Source organism: Methylobacter sp. sgz302048 (genome assembly GCF_052162025.1).
GTDB lineage: Bacteria > Pseudomonadota > Gammaproteobacteria > Methylococcales > Methylomonadaceae > Methylobacter.
Genome location: NZ_CP197401.1, coordinates 673,713 through 692,619 on the forward strand (window position 1 = coordinate 673,713; position 18,907 = coordinate 692,619).

Here is an 18,907-nt window from a genome sequence, read left to right on the forward strand (position 1 = left end):
CTACCTCCTAGAGATTTTGACAGAAGATGTACTGATCATCATGAGGCTGAAACGCTTGATAATAAGGCGTTTTCGCGAGTTTCCATTGGGCTTCGATCAGGCTTTTGGCATAGGGCTTGTCCATAACGCGCACGAGGTTGCCTTTGGCATCGGGATGCACGTCCCACATACCGCTTCGATGCCAGTGATCAAGATTTTCCCAGCCGTGTCTGTCCAGTATCGGATAGAGGCAGATGCCCTGCAGGACTAAGCCTTCATGCGCGGCCTGTATGATTTCCTCGGTAATATCGGTAATCCATTCGCCGCGGCCCGATCCGACGTGGCTGGTTTCGGCGATGACCAGCGGCCGGCCGCGGCCGTAGCGCTCATTGATTTCCAGGAGCATATCCTTGAATCGCCGACGGCGCGGGTCTTTCAAATGCCAGAACAGAGTGTTGAACGTTTCCCACTCCCACTGATTGCTGTGGTAATAATTGACGCCGATGATGTCGAGGTATTTGGATGCCCCGCCCAGTTCCGGTTCTATCGAGCCGGACAGCATATCCCAAGCCTGATACTGTGAAAGACGCACGGTTTCGGCTATCTCTACCTGGTCGGGGCGGCCCCGGGGCGCAATCACATGAATGAGCGGGTCCACATGCAGAAACCGGGCGCGCGGGTCGACTTTCCAGATGGCCTCCATGCCTGCAATCGCGGCACGTACGAGCTGGCGTTTGAATTCCACGCTGCGCGCGCGCAAGTGAGTCCCGTAAGGATAGATCAGCGTCGTTTCGCAAGTGGCATAAGCTAGGAACGAGATTTCGTTGATCGGCGTGTAAATCGGTTCACCCTTACTGAACGGTGCCAGAAATTCCGCGGCGGCGGCTGCGTAACGGGCATAACGTTCGACAAATTCGGGAGAAAAAATGTCTATGTCCTGCGGCCAGCCATAATGGCAAAGCGTCCACAAAATCTGTAGATCGAACTCCTGAGCGGCTTCGATCACGGGCTCCAGAAAGCTGAAATCGTAGTGATTGGGGGTCGGCTCAGCCAGGCGCCAGCCGATGCTCTCACGTATGGTGCGAAGGCCGAAAGGCTGCAGCAGCATATAATCCTCGCGCACGTGCGTTCTGTGCTGATTGCTGGCATTCATATCGAGCGGATGCGCGCAACTGTTGATATGATCCGCGCCTTCATAGCCTCCCTGCCAAAAGCTGTAGAATAGGTTTTCGTTTTTATTCATGGTACTACGGCCTCACTCAAACTATTTTTCAGCATGGGCTTGAAAGACATGATGCGGATAGATGCCGCGCTAATGGCCTTTGAAGTTCTTGATATGGAGCGCGCAATAAGGATTCCTCTGCGAGGAAAAGAAGTCATGCATTCCAGACTATTCTTTATAATATTCATGTTCAGAGTCCTTCTTAAGATGCAAACTTGAGTGTTTATAGATCTCTATTGCCACCTCATATGATTACTGGAGATGCCTAAACGTTAAGTTTTATTCCTAGTAAAGTCTGTGCCCTATCGAACATAGGAAAGCCTGAACATGAGTCTGGTGCGGCGGCTGAAATCCTGTGCTTGCTTATGTTCATCCGTACTCTAAGCACAGCCGGATGACCAGTAATCGCAGCAAGCTGATAATTATATAAATGGAGTTCTTAATGACTGATTCACAAAAATGGCTGATTTTTGCTTTTATCGCGGTTGGCGCCTGGCTGATTTATTTGCTGGCGCCGGTATTGATGCCGTTTGCCTTTGCCGCGATGCTGGCCTATCTTGGCGATCCGCTGGCTGATAGGCTCGAAACCTACCACTTGTCGAGAACCAGCTCGGTCATTGTCGTGTTTTCAGTCATGACACTGATATTGGTTCTGATTTTGCTGCTATTGGTCCCGCAACTGGAATATCAGGTCACGCGCTTCATCAGCAACCTGCCGGCTTACGCAGCCTGGCTGAATCAGACCGTTATTCCTTGGGCTCAACAGCAGCTTGGTCTGGATATCAAGCCAATCGAGATCAACGAGCTGATCGATGTATTCAAAAGCCATTGGCAGAAAGCCGGCGGTATTGCCGCTACGGTCATGAATTCGCTGACGCATTCTGGCGCCGTCATCGCGGCGTGGCTCATGAATTTGCTGTTGATTCCGGTTGTGACATTTTATCTGCTGCGCGATTGGGACAAGCTGGTCGCCAATATCTATGATTTGTTGCCGCGCCGCATTGCGCCGACGGCAGTTAAACTGGCTACCGAAGTCAATTCAGTGCTGGCTGCGTTTGTGCGCGGCCAGTTTTATGTCATGCTGGCTCTGGGCGGAATCTACAGCATCGGGCTGTGGATAACAGGGCTGGATCTGGCTTTATTGATAGGCATGGTGGCGGGACTGGTCAGTTTTGTGCCCTATCTGGGGGCTATTGTCGGCATCGTCATGGCCTGTCTGGCCGCCTTAGTGCAATTTCAGGATGCGGTGTATCTGATTCCGGTCGCCATTGTGTTCATGGTTGGGCAGGCTCTGGAAGGCATGGTGCTGACGCCGCTGCTGGTCGGCGATAAAATCGGCCTGCATCCGGTGGCTGTTATTTTTGCGGTCTTGGCTGGCGGACAGTTGTTCGGTTTTCTGGGAATACTGCTGGCCTTGCCCGTGGCCTCAGTGATTATGGTGCTGTTGCGGCATGCGCATGATATCTACAGAGACAGTGTTTTTTACAGCAAACAGTAAAGGGAATTACGGACCTCATTGCTCATGTTGTGGTCTATAGGCAAAGACGATGAAGCGATCGTCAGGCAAGTCATGATCGACTGGGCGGGGTTTCGGGCCGGATGAATCCGGCCCTGCAGGAGTCATGGTTTTTTCGGGATGGTCCCGCGGTTTAGATATAGGCGACTTTCGGCTTGCCTTCGGATGCCACCAGTTCCCCGATGGCGAAAACGGTTTCGCCCAGGCTGGTCAGCGTTTCCAGCGCCGAGTCTTCATCCTCCGGTGCGACGCAGACAATCATGCCGATGCCGCAGTTGAAGGTTGTCAGCATATCGGCTTGAGAGACGTTGCCCTGTGTTTGCAGCCATTGGAAGATGGCCGGGAATTGCCAGGCAGACAGGTCAATCCGCGCATCGAGCCCTTCCGGCAGCACGCGCGGCAGATTTTCGGTCAGGCCGCCGCCGGTAATGTGCGCAAGCGCATGGACATCAATCTTTTCCAGCAGCGACAGCAAGGACTTGACATAGATGCGGGTCGGTTCCAGCAGGGCCGTGCCCAGCGGTATGCCTTGGAAATCATCGGCCAATGAAGCCTGGCTGCGGTCGATGATTTTGCGGATCAGTGAGTAACCGTTGGAATGCGGTCCGGACGAAGCAATGCCGATCAGTTTATCGCCGACTTTAACTTTACTGCCGTCCAGCACTTTGCTTTTCTCGACGATGCCGACGCAAAAACCGGCTAGGTCATATTCGCCGTCGGCATACATGCCGGGCATTTCGGCCGTCTCGCCGCCGACCAGCGCCGCGCCGGCCAGTTCGCAGCCTTTGCCGATGCCGGCGATGACCACGGCGGCAGTGTCCACGTCGAGCTTGCCGGTTGCGAAATAATCGAGGAAGAACAATGGCTCGGCGCCCTGGACGATGATGTCGTTGACGCACATGGCGACCAGGTCGATGCCGACCGTATCATGGATGCCGGCTTCAATAGCCAGTTTCAGTTTGGTGCCGACGCCATCGGTACCGGAAACCAGGATCGGGTTTTTATAACGGTCCAGCGGCAGTTCGAACATTGAGCCGAAACCGCCCAGTCCCGCCAGCACGCCTGCAGTACGTGTTCGGGCTGCAATAGGCTTGATGCGTTCAACGAGTGCATTCCCGGCTTCGATATCGACGCCGGCACTTTTATAATTCAAGCTGTCTTGATTTTGTTCGCTCAATGTGATGTTCTCTTTAAAGTAATGATTGATGAGCAATATTGTACTAAACATTGCCGGTTTTGTGCGAAGGATATGAGGCGGCACAGCGCGATTATTTGAAATCGCTGACCAGGATCAAATTCGCATCGCGCTGATGATACAGGCGCAAATGGGCTGGAAATCAATTGTTACTGTAACGATAATTAAGCATTTAGCTCGGTTGAATTTCAGTAAAAAAATAATTAAAGTGAATTCTGGTAAATATAAGATAATTAAAAATAAAAATTCGTGTTGAGGAAGATATATGAGAACAATAAAAGTATTAAAAGCGGGGTTATTGATAGCCGCGATTCTATCTAATGGTGCGGCATTCGCTTACAGCAGCGAGGGCGAAACCGAAGAAATCTGCAAAAAACCCAAGTTCATGAACTTTAGTCTGCCGGTATATAAGGCGCCTGAAAAGACTGAAGTCGCGCCTGAATCGGAACTCACTTTCATGATATCGCCATGGTCGGACCCAAAGACGCTCAAACTGACCGCCAAGAATCAAAAATTGCCATTCACTGTGGAGACCACTTCCAGTTTTCACCGTATAAAGGCCAAGCTCCCGGCGGCGTTCAATGGCAGCTTTGTCAGAATCAATGCCAGCGTCAAGGCTGTGCTGGGGTGTGATGATCAGATGGGCTGGCTGGTAAAAGTTGCTCAGAAATAGCTAAGGTAAAAGATAAGGGCGTCCGAGCCGGTCGTCCTTTCCAAGCCTTTGTCCAAGAGTGCTTAATAAGGCACCTTGAGGTTGTTTTTCATCCAGATGTCAAACGGTTGCCGGGCATTGGGCAGGTCTAAATGCAGCATGGCGATTTTACGCTCGGACGGCGACACGGCAATCTCATCATAAATGAAGCTGTCGTCAAAATTGGCGGCAGCGGCCTCATGGCGCGTGCAACCGAAATACACTCTTTCCATCCTGGCCCAGTAAATGGCGCCCAGACACATAGGGCAGGGCTCGCAACTGGTGTACAGAATGCAGCCGCGCAACTGAAAGTCATTCAATTTTTTGCAGGCCATGCGGATGGCCATGATCTCGGCGTGCGCCGTTGGGTCCAAGGTGTGGGTAACGCCGTTGGCGCTGGCCGCAATCACCTGATCGTCTTTTACGACGACTGCGCCGTAGGGACCGCCTGCGCCGGTAATTGCATTGTTGACGGCCAGATCAATGGCTTGCTGCAAAAATTCCTCGTGCATTTAGAGCCCTAAAGGATTTTCAGGATCGATGCCGTCCATAAAGGGTAGGCGCCGATCCTGGTTGGTCAATTGATAAACTTTTCCCAGCCAGTTGTTGAATACGGCTTTGGCCGTGTCGCGCCAGGTGTTGTCGATATGTTCCAGAACCAACGCTTCGGGAAAGACATCCAGCGATCGGCCGGTTTTTCTGGCGGATCTGACATGTTGCTCGTAGTCGGTAAATACCTGCCGGACATAAGTATTGAAATAATTCTCGGGGAAAGGCGGGTATTCATCGATTTCGGCCCGATAAAAACGCATGACTTCCCGCTTGTATTCTTTCAGCAGGCTGATGTCGTCGTATTCAGGATGGCCCTGAAAATAAACGATGCGAAAGCCGTCCGGGCTGACGGCCAAGTGTGCGCCGGCTTCCTTGCTGACAACCAGGACCTTGAGCCCATGCTGTTCCATATCGGTCTGGAATATTTCGTTGAAACGGGAATGCGGCACATCAAAGCGCGTATTGATTTCAGCCACTAACGGGTGCTTGCGATCGGTGACTTTATGCGCAAAGACGCCCCAACGCTTGGCCGGCAGGCGCGTACGCTCTATGCCATAACAGTATTGGATCAAGGCATGCGTGGCGAGGCAGGAGCAGAGCACCGAGGTTACGTTTTCCTTGGCCCAGGAAAACACCTCCGTTAGCGGCTGCCAGAAGTCCTCTTCAGGCAATCTTGGGTGCGTCACGTTAGCGCCGCTGATGATCAATGCGTCCAGGCCATCCTGTTTGATTTTTTCAAATGGCTCATAGTATTTGTCGATGTGGGCTTGCGCCTCGGGGCCTCTGGGCAGACCATCGATCGTGAATGGATGAACATGGAATTGCGTGATCTGATTGCAAGCGCCGACCAACCGGAAAAATTGTCTTTCCGTGGCTTCCAGCGCAGCGTCGGGCATCATATTGAGCAGGCCGATATGCATCTCCCGTATGTCTTGATGACTGGCACGGTCCGGCGCCAGGATTTCTTCGCCTTCTTCTCGAAGACGCTGGAAAGTCGGTAAGTCAGAGTGAGCGACTAATGGCATAGTTTTTCTTCGTTAATTGGATTGCTGCCTGGCAATCGCATCGGCAATCAATCTGATAAAGTCGTCTTCGTCTTTCACTTCGGCGACATCGCGCGCGTCGACGGTATAGCCATACTGTTCGGCGATCGCTTCATAGCGGGGCAGACGGGATTTGAACAATTCAGGGAAAACCCAGGTGACAAATTCATTGGGCGGTATGGCATTAGGATCAGCGTAGCCATGCAGCGACATGAATTCGGCCAGCTTTTCATCAAGAAACGCTTCCCGGTAATAGAGCGGCTTGGGATCGGTTTTGGCGCGCTCGATGATGATCTGCTCCATGGCCGGCGGAATTTTGATATAGATGATCAAGGTATTTTGGGCCAGGGTCTCCAGCACTTCCGGGCTGTCCAGTTCGCAAACGCTGCCGCCGGCGTCATTGATGAAGTGCTTGTAGCCGTAGATGTCTTCGGCCTTGTGAATAAACTCCGGCACATCATTCATGGCTGCGATTTCAGCCTGATGATGCAGTTTTTGCCGGCGCTTGAACTCCTGTAAGGATAAACCGCCCAGTTCGGGATTCCCAAGCTTGCCGAGAAAAGTCGATACAGGCGCGAGGTTGTCCACGGTTATCTTGTTGGCGATATAAATGGAATCGGACAGCAGCAACTCGCGCAGGAACGGCACACGCATGGCCTGGCGCTTGATATTGTCCAAGATCGGCTCTTCCAGGTATTTCGTGCCTATCCGATAGTCGCCGGAATAGTGAAACCATTTGGATTTCGGCAGCTTATTAGCCAGCGTGGTTTTCCCCGCACCGGACATTGCCAGCAGGGTAACTCTTTTCGTTTGCCAGTCCAGGAATTCCCGGGGACTCATTTTCATGTGATAAATTCCTAATTAATCCAGATAATCTTCGATATCCATATCGTCAGGGCTAGGCCGATGGTCGTCAGGGTCCGTATAACCCAGATCGTCGTTTTCGAGATCGTCAAACGGCGCGCTCCAGTCCTCTGGGTCCTCGATATAATCAAAGGTCGAGTTATACCAGCTGTCATGATCGTATTCGCCGATATCGCCGTTATAATATTGGACTTCGATTGAATCGTCGCTTTCTTCAATCGCAACGACTTTAAACATCAGATTGTTCTCTACGTCTTTATACCAGCTTCCAATAATAGGGTCTGCTACTGTTGTCATGGTGTTACCTCAATGCTTGTTGCGACGTTACAAGAAAATAATCGATATTATTAACAATGCCAGAAAAAATACCAAAATATTTCGTCTTGGCAAGAGGGCGCATGCGCCTTGCCGCATGGCAAAAATGCCGTCCAGAAGATCATGCCTGATCAGCGGTTATCAGGATAAACTTATTGGTAGAAAAAACGCAAGTAGGGGCTATGCCTTATTAAGTCAGGATAAACGCACAGTAGGCGCGGACAGGCGGTTCAAGCTCACGGAGCAAAAACGGCAGGCAAAAAAATGCGGCCGTTAAAGCCGCATTTGAAGAAGGATATAATTCTAAAGTCTCTATACGAGATCGCATCTCAAGAATTGAGAGTATATTAGCGGCAAATGATAAGTGCTGGAATGTGGCAGATTGTCGCGTGACAGATTGCCGCAGGGCTAAAGCACGTTTTTGTCCATGAATTTAACAGGCGGGTAAGCGTTCTTGGCGAGGCGCGCGCTTTTCAAGTCGGCAATTTATTGATTAAGGCAAGTGAATAATGAAACATTTTATTTTAGCGATAACGGGGCCAGCGGGCCGGATGCGCCAGGTTAGCCGTCATCAGGAGTCAGCCTATGCAAATACGGACGTTTGAGGCGAAAGACCAAGATAGTGTTGTCAAGCTATGGCATGAGTGCAATCTGGTTGTGCCGTGGAACGATCCCTACAAGGACATTCAGAGAAAACTGAAAGTGGACCCGGATCTGTTTATTGTCGGCGAGATAGCGGGCGGTATTATCGCAACGGTCATGGGCGGCTATGAAGGCCATCGGGGCTGGATCAACTATCTGGCTGTTGCGCCGGCGCATCAGCGAAAAGGCTACGGCCGTCAGCTCGTGGCGTTTGTTGAAGGGCTCATCAAGCAGAAAGGCTGCCCCAAAATAAATCTTCAGGTCCGTCAGACCAATACTGACGTGATCAAGTTCTACGAGGCGATAGGCTATAAAAATGATAACGTTGTTAGCCTTGGCAAGCGGCTTGAAAGCGATAACTAGAGGCGGCACAGTGATGCTTAATAACTGCCAAAAATTTAGGTTTGGTTCTTTAAAGTCGCCAACAAAGTAAATAAATTCGAGGGATCTACTGGTTTGAGCAGATGATGGTCGAAGCCGGCGGACTTTGACTGCTCGTGATCTTCAGGCTGTCCATAGCCGCTGATGGCGACTAAGCACGCTTGTCGTGTTTCCGGCAACTCGCGCAACCGTCTGGCAACTTCATAACCACTAATATCAGGAAGGCCGATGTCCAGCAGGACAGCTTGAGGCCGGAAAGCCTGTGCTTTTTCTATGCCTTTTAAGCCGCAGTCTGCAGTATCGACCTCATGCCCTTCTATCTGCAGCAGGAGGGCAAGGCTTTCCGCGACATCGGCATTATCATCTATCAGTAAGATACGCAGCCTGTCTTTTGGCAGAGCAGCGTCGGTTTGTGTTGATTCGACAGCCGCAGACGCATCGGATAATGGCAGACGCATAATGAATTCACTACCCTGCTGACTGCCCGCACTGGATGCACTGATCGTTCCTCCATGCATTTCAACTAGCCTGCGCGCCAGCGTAAGTCCGATGCCCAGACCGCCTTGAGATCGGGCCAAAGAAGAGTCGGCCTGAGTAAAAAGTTCAAAAATATGGGGCAGTATCTCCGGCGAAACGCCTGATCCGTTGTCTTGTACTTTAATCACCAAGCCGCCATTTTCCTGCATTACCTTCAGGATGATCCTGCCTTTCTCATCGGTGTACTTGGTGGCGTTGTTCAACAGATTGGACAGCGCCTGAGTCAATCGGACACGATCACCTTCGATCCACATCGGTGTTTCCGGGCGGGAAACGACCAGCTCCTGTTGGCGGGACTGTATCAGCGGCAAGTTGATTTCTACGGCACTGTCTATAATCTCGTTGCAGTCGACAAGGTCAATCTTAAGCGTGATTTTGTCCCGCATGATGCGGGCTACGTCCAGCAAATCGTCGAGCAATAATGCCATATGATTGACCTGCCGGTCGATGATCTTGCCGCACCAGTCCAGCGTGGGGTTCACGGAACCTTGAGTTTTCAACACCTGCACGGCATTACGGATAGGGGCCAGAGGATTTCTGAGTTCGTGTCCCAGCATGGCCAGAAATTCATTTTTCTGATGATCGGCTTGCCGAAGCGCTATTTCCATCTGCTTGCGTTCGGTGATGTCATGGATGGTGATAATAAAACAGCGAGGCTGGCTGTTGCTGATTTCACTGATGCCGAGGATTACAGAAAACAATGCGCCGTCTTTTTTAAGGCACTCCAGTTCGCGTCTGATGCCGATAATCTGGCCTTTACTATCGTTTCTGTGGCGGACTAGTTGGTCTTCATATTCGCTCCAGTCTAGGTTAGGCATTAATCTACTGATACTGCTGCCGGACAATTCTTCAATGGAAAAACCGAAAATACTCTCGATGGCGGCATTAGCCGATTTGATGATGCCGTGTTCGTCAATCTTGATAATACCATCGAGTACGTTATCAAAAATGGCGCGTAAATTCGCTTCGCTTTTGCTCAGCATTGATTCCGTTTCTTTTAAATGATGGATGTCCGTGAGCGCCAGCCTAAAATCATGCCCTTTCTGAGACAGCCCATCCAGCTTGATCCATAAAGTTTGGCCATTACTTTTGATGAGCAAGCGTAATTCGCAGCTTTGGATGTGTTGATGATTTAACAAAGCTTGACGATAGAAATATAAAACATCCTGATCGAGATCCAGCACAAAATCAGAAAAAGGTTTATTGCTAATAGCCTTGCTTTCTACGCCGAGCATGTCGGTCAGTCTCTTGTTGGCTTTAAGAATGATGCCTTCACTGCTGAGGGTGAGGTAACCGACCGGCGAATAGTGATAAAAGTCGAGATATTCCTGATTTGAATCCTGGAGTTGTTTTTGGGTTCTAAGCAACTCATCGTTTTGCAACTCCAATTCGATGCGATGTGTATCAAGTTCGTGCAACAGCTCACCAAGCTCTTCCATTGAATAAGGAATTGACAATTGATGGGGCGCGGATAATAACGCTTCTGCCCGTCGCCTCAATTCGTAGAATTTATCCAGTTTATTTAGCATAAGCGCAATCCTGGTACATTGATATTTTCTGTTAACGCAATCGTGCCGCCAGCGCCACAATCACGTTGCCGTAATTTAATTGGCCCTCATCACTAGGCGCTACCCATTCCAGATTTAAAGTCAATGGATTCCCCTGCTGGTCTTCGCAATGGCAGTCAAAGCTGATTTTGTCTTTTCGGTTCCAGATGGCTAGCAGTTGCGTTATAAAGGACTGGACTGAACGCCGGGTTAGTAATTTCTGGATGCTTAATGCCAGCTTTTCCTTGCTATCCGCTTTAAATAACACCATGGCCGCATTATTGATATGGGAAACCTGTACCTTTTTTAACAGTTCTTCCAGCTCCTGCGGATGCTTGTTTAAGTATTCGCCAAGATCGGTTACGCCTTGGTCACGAAGCGCATGCAAGGTCAAGTCAGCTTTGGAAAAATCGTATTCCCACATTGGAACAGGACTAAAATCGATCATGCGCTTATAGCGTTTTTCATTATTTATTAGGGCTTGTTCAGTCTTTTTTCTAACGGTAATGTCTTCAAAGGTGATGATTATGCCATCAATGATATTATTGGTGGTCCGATAAGGCAGGATGCGGGTATAAAAACAACGGCCTTTATCATCGCAGATTTCAGATTCATGCTTATCGAGGGTTTTCAGCACTTCGCTGGCAAGACCTGTTAAATTCGGATTTTGTAAAGATGAGGAGAAATGAGTAACCGGGCGGCCGATATCGCTTGCTTCCAGATTAATGAGTTCCTTTACTTTGGGTGTAAAACGACGGATGCAGAATTTGGTATCCAGAAAAAGCGTGGCAATCTGGGTGCTGTCAAACAGATTTTTCATGTCGTCATTAGCGGACTGTAATTCGTCGATTCGGCTTTGCAGTTCCGCATTGACGGTCACGGCTTCTTCATTCAGTGATTGCAATTCTTCCTTCGACGTTTCCAGTTCTTCATTGGTGCTTTGCAATTCCTCATTGGTAGACTGGAGTTCTTCGTTGGTCGATTTGAGCTCTTCATTCGATGTTTCCAGCTCTTCAATGGTGGTCTGCAGGCTTTCTTTAGTGAAATCCAATTGCTGTTGCAGTTTCGCGATTTCTTCTGCCGTTGTCGGTAAAGGGGTTGATTTTGCCGTTTTTATCAGGATTTCCGTTGGCGCATCTTCGAAAGTCACCATAACGAGTCCGGGAATGGACGAATACTCCAGAATGGGGGTAATCGCCATGTCCACGCTGATCTGGCTGCCATCCGGCTGGATGGCATAGACCTTTTTCTGCACTTTCTTCTTGGCCTGAAACGCCTGGCGAATCCCTGCCGCCAATTCCGTTTTTAATCCAAAGCGGGCCATATCGACAATATTGACGCTGATTTTGCCTTCCGCAGGTTCTAAATACTTGCCCAATCTGCCATGCACATAGATGATGTTGCTTTTGGCGTCGATAATGGCGCATGGCGGCACCGTACTATGCCTGAGAATGGCTTCAACCAACTGCATGACGCTCAATTCTTCCGCTTTCTGAATGACGTTGGGCATTTTTATATCATCGGTGATGACCGGATGAGCCGGTTCAAGAAGATGCAAGGATCTGGGAATAGTCTCAGCCGCATTAATTCGACGGAAAATTTTCCACTTTTTGTCCAATACGGAAAAGAAATGATCGGATTGACCGGTTGTTTCCGAAGGTCCTAGGAACATGATGCCATCTTCTTTTAAGCTGTAATGAAAGGTTTGCAGGACTTTTCTTTGCAGTTCCGATCTGAAATAAATCAATAGATTTCTGCAACTGATAATATCCAGCTTGGTAAAGGGCGGGTCATTAATAATATTCTGAGGGGCGAAAACCACCATTTCCCGGATTGATTTTTTAATCCGGTAGTTATTGTCTTCCTTGATAAAAAAACGTTTAAGACGCTCAAGGCTGACATCGACGTTCTCGATGCCGGGCAAGTAAAGTCCGCGTCGGGCTTTTTCAATGGCCTGTTCATTAATGTCAGTGCCGAAAATCTGAACATTGATATGCTGTTTTATGTTATCCAGACATTCTTGAATAATGATCGCGATCGAATACGCTTCTTCTCCCGTGCTGCATCCGGGAACCCAGACCCGCAGGGTATAATTGTTGGGTTTTTGATTAAGAAATGTCGGTAAAATCTTGTGCTGGAGATTATTATAGGCGTCGGGATCTCTAAAAAAACTGGTCACGCCGATGAACAATTCATTGGCCAATATATCAATCTCTTGCTCGCTTTTTTGCAAAAAAACGACATAATCCGACATACTTGAAATTTGGTGCAATTGCATGCGCCGTTCGATGCGCCGGCAGATTGTGTTTTTTTTATACATCGAGAAATCGTGGCCAGTCTGATTGTGGATCAGAAAAAATATTTTTTGCAAAAGACCGTCAATATTTATATGTTGACTGAGACGGCGGTCGCTTATATCGCCCCGGTATTGGGTATATTGAATTAGCTGGGCCGGCATCTTGCCGGGCGGCAGTATATAGTCGGCAGTGCCTGTATTAACGGCACTTTTCGGCATGCCGTTATATTGGGCGGAAGACTCATCCTGTACTATCACGAGCCCGTTTGCCGCCTTTATTTCTGTCAGTCCAAGGCTGCCGTCGGAACCAGTGCCCGATAGAACGATACCAATGGCCTTGTCGCCCTGATCCTGAGCAAGTGAACGAAAGAAAACATCGATGGGTAAGTGGCTAAAATGAGGAGATTCCATTTCCGACAGATGCAATTTTTTGTTGAGGATGGATAAGCTTTTATTGGGCGGGATGACGTAAATTTTATTCGGCTCAACCTGCATGCCGTCATAAATTTGGTAGACCTTGATCGAAGTGTGTTTTTGCAATAAATCAGGCAACAGACTGACGTGGTTGGGATCCAAATGCACGACTACAACAAAGGCGAATTCCTTATCGGGGGGCATGGCGCTGAAGAACTCCTGCAGCGCTTCCAGGCCGCCTGCCGAAGCCCCTATACCCACAATGGGGAATGTTTTGTCAACTGACGAGTTTTTTTTCACTGATATAAGCGGTTCAATTACCGGGCAAAATAAAAATAAACACGATCTCGATACTTTTAGTAATTTGTAAATTCAGACCGAATCCAACAGTTACTGATTTTTTTAGAGGAGGCCGTGGCTAAGTTCATCCTAATCTTAAAGATATCAATATCTATCCGGACACAAAATTTAAGTTACTTTTCACCGCATTTTGTAATCTATGAATGACCTTTAGACATCAACGGCGCGAGGACGTTCGCGGTTATAAAATATCTCGAACTATTCGGATATAACTTGCTCATTATCAGCTTTGGTTTGTTAGAGCTGATGGCGAGCAGGCTATGAAAGAAGTTTTCTGAGATGACCTTTTATATCCAAGGGATAAACTTCCCTAACTGTTGCCTTTTTGGCTTATTCTTCGGTCAGTGATTATTTATTGATAATAAAAATCGATAACGGCTGACAAGTATAACCAGTCTTCCAAAGTATGAGTATAGGTGATTCTACTGACTCCGCACTCATACGCACTCATAATAGAGATTATTGATCGTTATGGAGATTTAATCCAACCCAGTGCATTCCTGTAAGCGACTCATGGAATGGGTTTGGAAAACATCTGAATGCAAATTCCCAGCGATTTGGTAGTTCTGAAGCAAAGGAAAAGGTGCGCGTCACGGTGATAGGCGGAAGCAGGATCGCAGAAGTCCGGTCGCTCTCACAAGAAATTGAAACGACAGGCAAAAAAAATGCGACCATTAAGGTCGCATTTAAAAGGAGGATTAATTCTAAAGTCTCTAAAAAGAGAGTGCATCTCAAGAATTGAGATTATATTAGCAATAAATAATATTCTTTAGAATGTGACAGATTGTCGCGTGACGGATTGTCGCAGCTCAGGCAGCATCGTTTTGCAACAGATTGCTCAGTTTGGCGAAATCGCTCAGCGAAATCATTTCGGCCCGTAGCGTCGGATCTATGTTCAGGGCTTCTATATCTTCCTCGGCAATAAGTGTTTTCAGGGAATTGCGCAGCGTCTTGCGCCGTTGCGAAAAGGCTTGCGTGACGACTTTGTTGAGTTTGGCGACATCATGCACTTCGACAGGCGGCTGCTGATGCGGAATCAAGCGCACGATCGCCGACATGACCTGGGGCGGCGGATCGAAGCTTTCGGGCGGGACATCAAATAAAAGTTCGGTTGCGCAGTGATACTGCATCATGACGCTGAGCCTGCCGTATTTCTTGCTGCCGGGCGCGGCGCAAATCCGGTCGACGACTTCCTTCTGCAGCATGAAATGCATGTCCTGTATGCAGGATGCATTATCCAGCAGATGGAACATCAGCGGTGTGGAGATGTTGTAGGGCAGGTTGCCGACGACGCGCAGTTTCCGGCTGTCGTCGGCCAGCGTCGCGAAATCGAATGTCAGGGCGTCGGCGCTGTGGATGCGCAAGTTGTCGCGCTGCTTGAATTTTTCCCTGAGCAGCGCGACCAGGTCCCTGTCGAGTTCGACCACATCAAGGTGCACGCCCTCTTTCAGCAGCGGTTCGGTCAGTGCGCCCTGGCCCGGGCCGATTTCGACCCAATGGTCGCCGGGCCGAGCCTGCAGGCTGGAAATAATGTCGTAAATAATCCGGTAATCGTGCAGAAAGTTCTGACCGAAGCGTTTGCGTGGTATATGGGCCATGTTATCGGGTCGTGTTGGTTGCCATGAGTAATGCGGTTTGGATGGCGCTGAGCAGGCTGCCGATTTCGGCTTTGCCGGTGCCGGCCAGATCCAGGGCCGTGCCGTGGTCCACCGAGGTGCGGATGATCGGCAGGCCCAGCGTGATGTTGACGGCTTGCCCGAAGCCCATGTGCTTGAGCACGGGCAGTCCCTGATCGTGGTACATCGCCAATACGGCATCGGCCGATGCCAGATATTTCGGCGTGAACAGCGTATCGGCCGGCAGCGGGCCTTGCAGATTCAGGCCCTGTTTGCGCAGGCTGTCGAGCACCGGCTCAATGACTTCGATTTCCTCGCGGCCGAGGTGGCCGCTCTCGCCGGCGTGAGGATTCAGGCCGCAGACCAGGATGCGGGGATTGTCCAGCTTGAAGCGCGAGCGCAGGTCCTGATCCAGTATGCACAGCACGGCCCTTAACCGCGAATGAGTGATGGCCGCGCTGACTTCCGACAAGGGCAGGTGGGTCGTGACCAGCGCCACGCGCAGGCCGGGCGTGGCCAGCATCATGACCGGATGCCCGCCGGTCATGTCGGCAATGTATTCGGTATGGCCGCTGAACGTGAAACCGGCGTCATTGATGATGCCTTTGTGCACGGGACCCGTCACCAGCGCATCGAATAAACCCTCCATGCAGCCTTTGGTCGCTTTCGTGATCGTTTTCAGGACGTAGCGGCTGTTGGCCGGGTTTAAGCGGCCGCACTGGGCCGGTTCCGCCAGTTCAACGGGCAGCACGGTCAGGCTGCCGGCCTGCTGGGGGCTGGGCGGCAGTGTGCTGTCAAAGGTTTTTATACTGATTTTCAGGCCTAATTGCTGGGCACGTTGCTCCAATAAATCCGGGCTGGCGATGGCGACGATTTCACACGGCAAATCCTGCTGGGCCAACTGAACGCAGAGATCGGGGCCGATGCCGGCGGGTTCGCCCGGCGTCAAGGCGAGACGTTGTAGGGATGAGCTGGCGGTCATGATGCTCCAGGTAAAAATGAATGGTTTTTACAGTATAAAGAATTAAGCGGATTATTCCATCTGAATCGAAGCGGCTTTTTCTTGGTCCACTTTTTTCAGAAACGGCGCAATGAGCAGCGAGCCCAGAAAAATCAAAGCAATGAGCTGAAACAGATTGTTGAAGGTCATGACTTCCGCTTCACGCATGGCCAATGCGGTAATCTGTTTCAGTGCCGCCGAGGAGGGCTCGGATAAGTTAAATTGGCCCATCGATTCGGCGAGCCCTTCCCACAACTGCTGCGCCGGATAGTTGGTGGCTGTCATCGATTCGCGCAAGTCCGCGTAATGGCTCTTCGTCAGATAGCTGACCAGCGTATTGGCCACGGCCAGCCCGATCGCGCCGCCCAGGTTTCGCATCAGGTTATAAAGGCCGCTGGCGTTTTTGACTTCTTCGACCGGCAGCAGGCCTAACGCCAGCGTATTGATGGGCAGAAAGCACAGCATCAGCGCGGTGCCGCGAATAGCCTGCGGCCAGAAGAATTCCCAATAGCCCGATTCGGCCGTCAGCCCGGCGTTCAGCCAGCAGCCCAGCGCAAACAGGCCAAAGCCCAGGCACAGCATCCAGCGCAAATCCATTTTCTTCTCCAAGGGGCCTGCGATGAACGCCGACAGCAGTTGGAACAGGCCGACCACCATCAGGTAATAGCCGATCTGCAGGCTGTTGAGGCCTTTGACGCTGCCCAGGTAAATCGGCACCAAATAAATGATCGAAAAAAGCCCGATGCCCAGCACGAAGCTGTACAGGCAGCCGACGGCAAAATTGACATTGCGGAAGGCGCGCAGATCGATGATCGGATGCGGGTTTTTTAATTCCCAGATCAGCATGGCGATGCCGCTGACCGCCGCGATCAGGGTCAGCGTCATGATCAGGCGATCCTCAAACCACTGGTAGCGCACGCCTTCTTCCAGCACATATTGCATGCAGCCCAGGCAAACCGCGATCAGGGCGATGCCGATGAAGTCGATTTTCTGCAGCAGATGCCATTCCGGCCGGTCGATATCGACAGTCAGCCAGACCAGTATGCAGACCAAAATGCCGGGCACCACGTTGACCAGAAACAGCGATTGCCAGCTGTAGGTTTCGGTCAGATAGCCGCCCAGAATCGGGCCGGCGGTCGGTGCGATCGTGACGATCAGACCCAGTACGATGGTCATGGTCGGCTGCAGGCGCGGCGGGAACAGGATGAAGATGACCGTGAAGGTGACCGGAATCATCGCGCCGCCCAGAAAGCCCTGTATCAGGCGGAAGATGACCATGGACGGCAGGTTCCAGGCGAACGCGCAGAACAGGCTGGCCAATGTGAACCCGCCGGCCGAGATGGCATACAGGTAGCGCGTCGAAAAGACCCGTCCCAGCCAGCCGGACAGGGGAATGATGATGACTTCGGCGATCAGATAGGAGGTCTGCACCCAGGCGATTTCATCCTGCGTGGCGGACAGCCCGGCCTGTATTTCCTTGAGCGAGCTGGCGACGATCTGAATGTCCAGCACCGCCATGAAAACGCCGACCGCCATGCTGAAAAAGCCGATCCACTGCGTCGTGGTCAGTCCGGCTTCTTCAATCCGGCTTTGTGCTTCCTCCGGCTGGTTTGGTAATTCCTGCTGCTCTTGTAATTGCGCTGACATAAGCTACAGGACTTTAACCTTGGCTTCGGCGGATAGGCCCGGTTTCAGCAGGCTGATGTCCTGGCCGGCATCGAAGACAATCTTGACCGGTACGCGGCGTACGATTTTCGTGAAATTGCCGGTAGCGTTTTCGGGCGGCAGGATGCTGAATTCGGAGCCGCTGGCCGGCGCAAAACTGTCGACTTTGCCGTGCAGCTCAAGTCCGGGATAGGCATCCACCTTAATCGACACGGCTTGTCCCACGCGCATGTGTTCCAGCTGGGTTTCCTTGAAATTGGCTTCGACCCAGATTTTATGATTTTCTATCAGGTAGGCCAGCGTAATGCCCGGACGGACCAGTTGCCCGCGCTGCACGCCGCGCTTGCCGATGATGCCGTCGGCCGGTGCGCGTACTTTGGTATGGTCGAGTTCTATTTGGGCCAGCGTCAATCGGGCCTGGATATTTTTCAGGCGCGCCTCGGTTTCGGCGATTTCAATATCGAACGTAGTCAGCTGATTGCGTTCCGCCGTCAGCGTCGAATGCGTGGCTTTGAGTTCGGCGCCGGTTTGCTTGGATTCCGACTGGATCTTGTCGAGCGACTGGGCAGGGGCCGAGCCTCGGTTGATCAGATTGGTAAAGCGGTATAAATCCTTCTGGGTTTGTTCCTGCTTCGCTTGCGATGCGGTTATGTTGGCCCTGACGGCCTCTATGCGGGCATGCTGTGATGTCTTCATGGCCCGCAGGCGGTCGATATGCGCCATTTCGGCCGCAATGTCCGCTTCGGCCTGAGCGACTTTGGCTTGGTAATCGCGGTCGTCTATCGTAACCAGCACATCGCCCTGTTTGACGGCCTGATTGTCATCGATGGCCAGTTCCGTCACATAGCCCTCTACCTTGGGACTGATCAGCACGATATTGGATCTCAAATAGGCATTGTCGGTGGCTTCATACTGACGGCGGTCAAGCAGCCAATAGCCGACCGCGGCGACGATGACAACAATAAACAGTAAGCCTAATAAAATGGATCGGGAGCGTTGCATAAACTACCTTGATAAACTAAACGGTTTAGTTTAGTCTAGCTCATCCGTTTTATTTATCAAAATAGTTTTC

The 18,907-nt window shown here is 50.8% G+C and carries 15 protein-coding genes; 3 read left to right on the forward strand and 12 right to left on the reverse strand.

Features of this window, described 5'->3' with window-relative positions:
• Positions 1-7 precede the first annotated feature (7 nt).
• Positions 8-1,222, reverse strand: a complete 1,215-nt coding sequence (locus ACTNE6_RS03395) for a beta-galactosidase (protein WP_442498598.1) — start codon at positions 1,220-1,222, stop codon at positions 8-10.
• A gap of 421 nt (positions 1,223-1,643) precedes the next feature.
• Between ACTNE6_RS03395 and ACTNE6_RS03400 the strand changes: the two genes are divergently transcribed.
• The gene (locus tag ACTNE6_RS03400) at positions 1,644-2,699 is read left to right on the forward strand and encodes an AI-2E family transporter (protein WP_442498599.1); all 1,056 of its coding nucleotides are present in this window, start codon (positions 1,644-1,646) and stop codon (positions 2,697-2,699) included.
• Positions 2,700-2,850: 151 nt separating this feature from the next.
• Here ACTNE6_RS03400 and purM read toward each other — a convergent pair whose 3' ends face one another.
• Positions 2,851-3,894, reverse strand: a complete 1,044-nt coding sequence (gene purM, locus ACTNE6_RS03405) for a phosphoribosylformylglycinamidine cyclo-ligase (RefSeq protein WP_442498600.1) — start codon at positions 3,892-3,894, stop codon at positions 2,851-2,853.
• Between the two features lie 283 nt (positions 3,895-4,177).
• Between purM and ACTNE6_RS03410 the strand changes: the two genes are divergently transcribed.
• Positions 4,178-4,585, forward strand: a complete 408-nt coding sequence (locus ACTNE6_RS03410) for a hypothetical protein (protein ID WP_194969790.1) — start codon at positions 4,178-4,180, stop codon at positions 4,583-4,585.
• 62 nt (positions 4,586-4,647) lie between these two features.
• Here ACTNE6_RS03410 and ACTNE6_RS03415 read toward each other — a convergent pair whose 3' ends face one another.
• Genes ACTNE6_RS03415 through ACTNE6_RS03430 form a run of 4 tightly spaced genes read right to left on the reverse strand, consistent with a single transcriptional unit; the run spans position 4,648 to position 7,359 of the window.
• Entirely contained in the window at positions 4,648-5,115 is a 468-nt protein-coding gene (locus ACTNE6_RS03415; protein WP_442498601.1) for a nucleoside deaminase, read from the reverse strand.
• Positions 5,116-6,180, reverse strand: a complete 1,065-nt coding sequence (metA, locus tag ACTNE6_RS03420) for a homoserine O-succinyltransferase MetA (RefSeq protein WP_442498602.1) — start codon at positions 6,178-6,180, stop codon at positions 5,116-5,118.
• A 12-nt stretch (positions 6,181-6,192) separates the two neighbouring features.
• A complete protein-coding gene (locus ACTNE6_RS03425) occupies positions 6,193-7,044 on the reverse strand; it encodes an ATPase (protein ID WP_194969787.1) in 852 nt (283 codons plus the stop codon).
• A gap of 15 nt (positions 7,045-7,059) precedes the next feature.
• Entirely contained in the window at positions 7,060-7,359 is a 300-nt protein-coding gene (locus ACTNE6_RS03430; RefSeq protein ID WP_194969786.1) for a DUF6763 family protein, read from the reverse strand.
• A gap of 603 nt (positions 7,360-7,962) precedes the next feature.
• Here ACTNE6_RS03430 and ACTNE6_RS03435 point away from each other — a divergent pair.
• The gene (locus tag ACTNE6_RS03435) at positions 7,963-8,382 is read left to right on the forward strand and encodes a GNAT family acetyltransferase (protein WP_194969784.1); all 420 of its coding nucleotides are present in this window, start codon (positions 7,963-7,965) and stop codon (positions 8,380-8,382) included.
• Between the two features lie 35 nt (positions 8,383-8,417).
• Here ACTNE6_RS03435 and ACTNE6_RS03440 read toward each other — a convergent pair whose 3' ends face one another.
• From ACTNE6_RS03440 to ACTNE6_RS03465, 6 genes are all read right to left on the reverse strand, one after another.
• Positions 8,418-10,466 (reverse strand): hybrid sensor histidine kinase/response regulator, encoded by a 2,049-nt coding sequence (locus ACTNE6_RS03440; RefSeq protein ID WP_442498603.1) that lies wholly within the window; start codon positions 10,464-10,466, stop codon positions 8,418-8,420.
• A gap of 31 nt (positions 10,467-10,497) precedes the next feature.
• Positions 10,498-13,494 (reverse strand): chemotaxis protein CheB, encoded by a 2,997-nt coding sequence (locus ACTNE6_RS03445; RefSeq protein WP_442498604.1) that lies wholly within the window; start codon positions 13,492-13,494, stop codon positions 10,498-10,500.
• 869 nt (positions 13,495-14,363) lie between these two features.
• On the reverse strand, positions 14,364-15,152 hold the full coding sequence (gene rsmA, locus ACTNE6_RS03450; RefSeq protein WP_442498605.1) for a 16S rRNA (adenine(1518)-N(6)/adenine(1519)-N(6))-dimethyltransferase RsmA: 789 nt from the start codon (positions 15,150-15,152) through the stop codon (positions 14,364-14,366).
• 1 nt (position 15,153) lies between these two features.
• Entirely contained in the window at positions 15,154-16,152 is a 999-nt protein-coding gene (gene pdxA / locus ACTNE6_RS03455; RefSeq protein WP_442498606.1) for a 4-hydroxythreonine-4-phosphate dehydrogenase PdxA, read from the reverse strand.
• A gap of 51 nt (positions 16,153-16,203) precedes the next feature.
• On the reverse strand, positions 16,204-17,817 hold the full coding sequence (locus ACTNE6_RS03460) for a DHA2 family efflux MFS transporter permease subunit (RefSeq protein ID WP_442498607.1): 1,614 nt from the start codon (positions 17,815-17,817) through the stop codon (positions 16,204-16,206).
• Positions 17,818-17,820: 3 nt separating this feature from the next.
• The gene (locus ACTNE6_RS03465) at positions 17,821-18,837 is read right to left on the reverse strand and encodes an HlyD family secretion protein (protein WP_442498608.1); all 1,017 of its coding nucleotides are present in this window, start codon (positions 18,835-18,837) and stop codon (positions 17,821-17,823) included.
• Positions 18,838-18,907 lie beyond the last annotated feature (70 nt).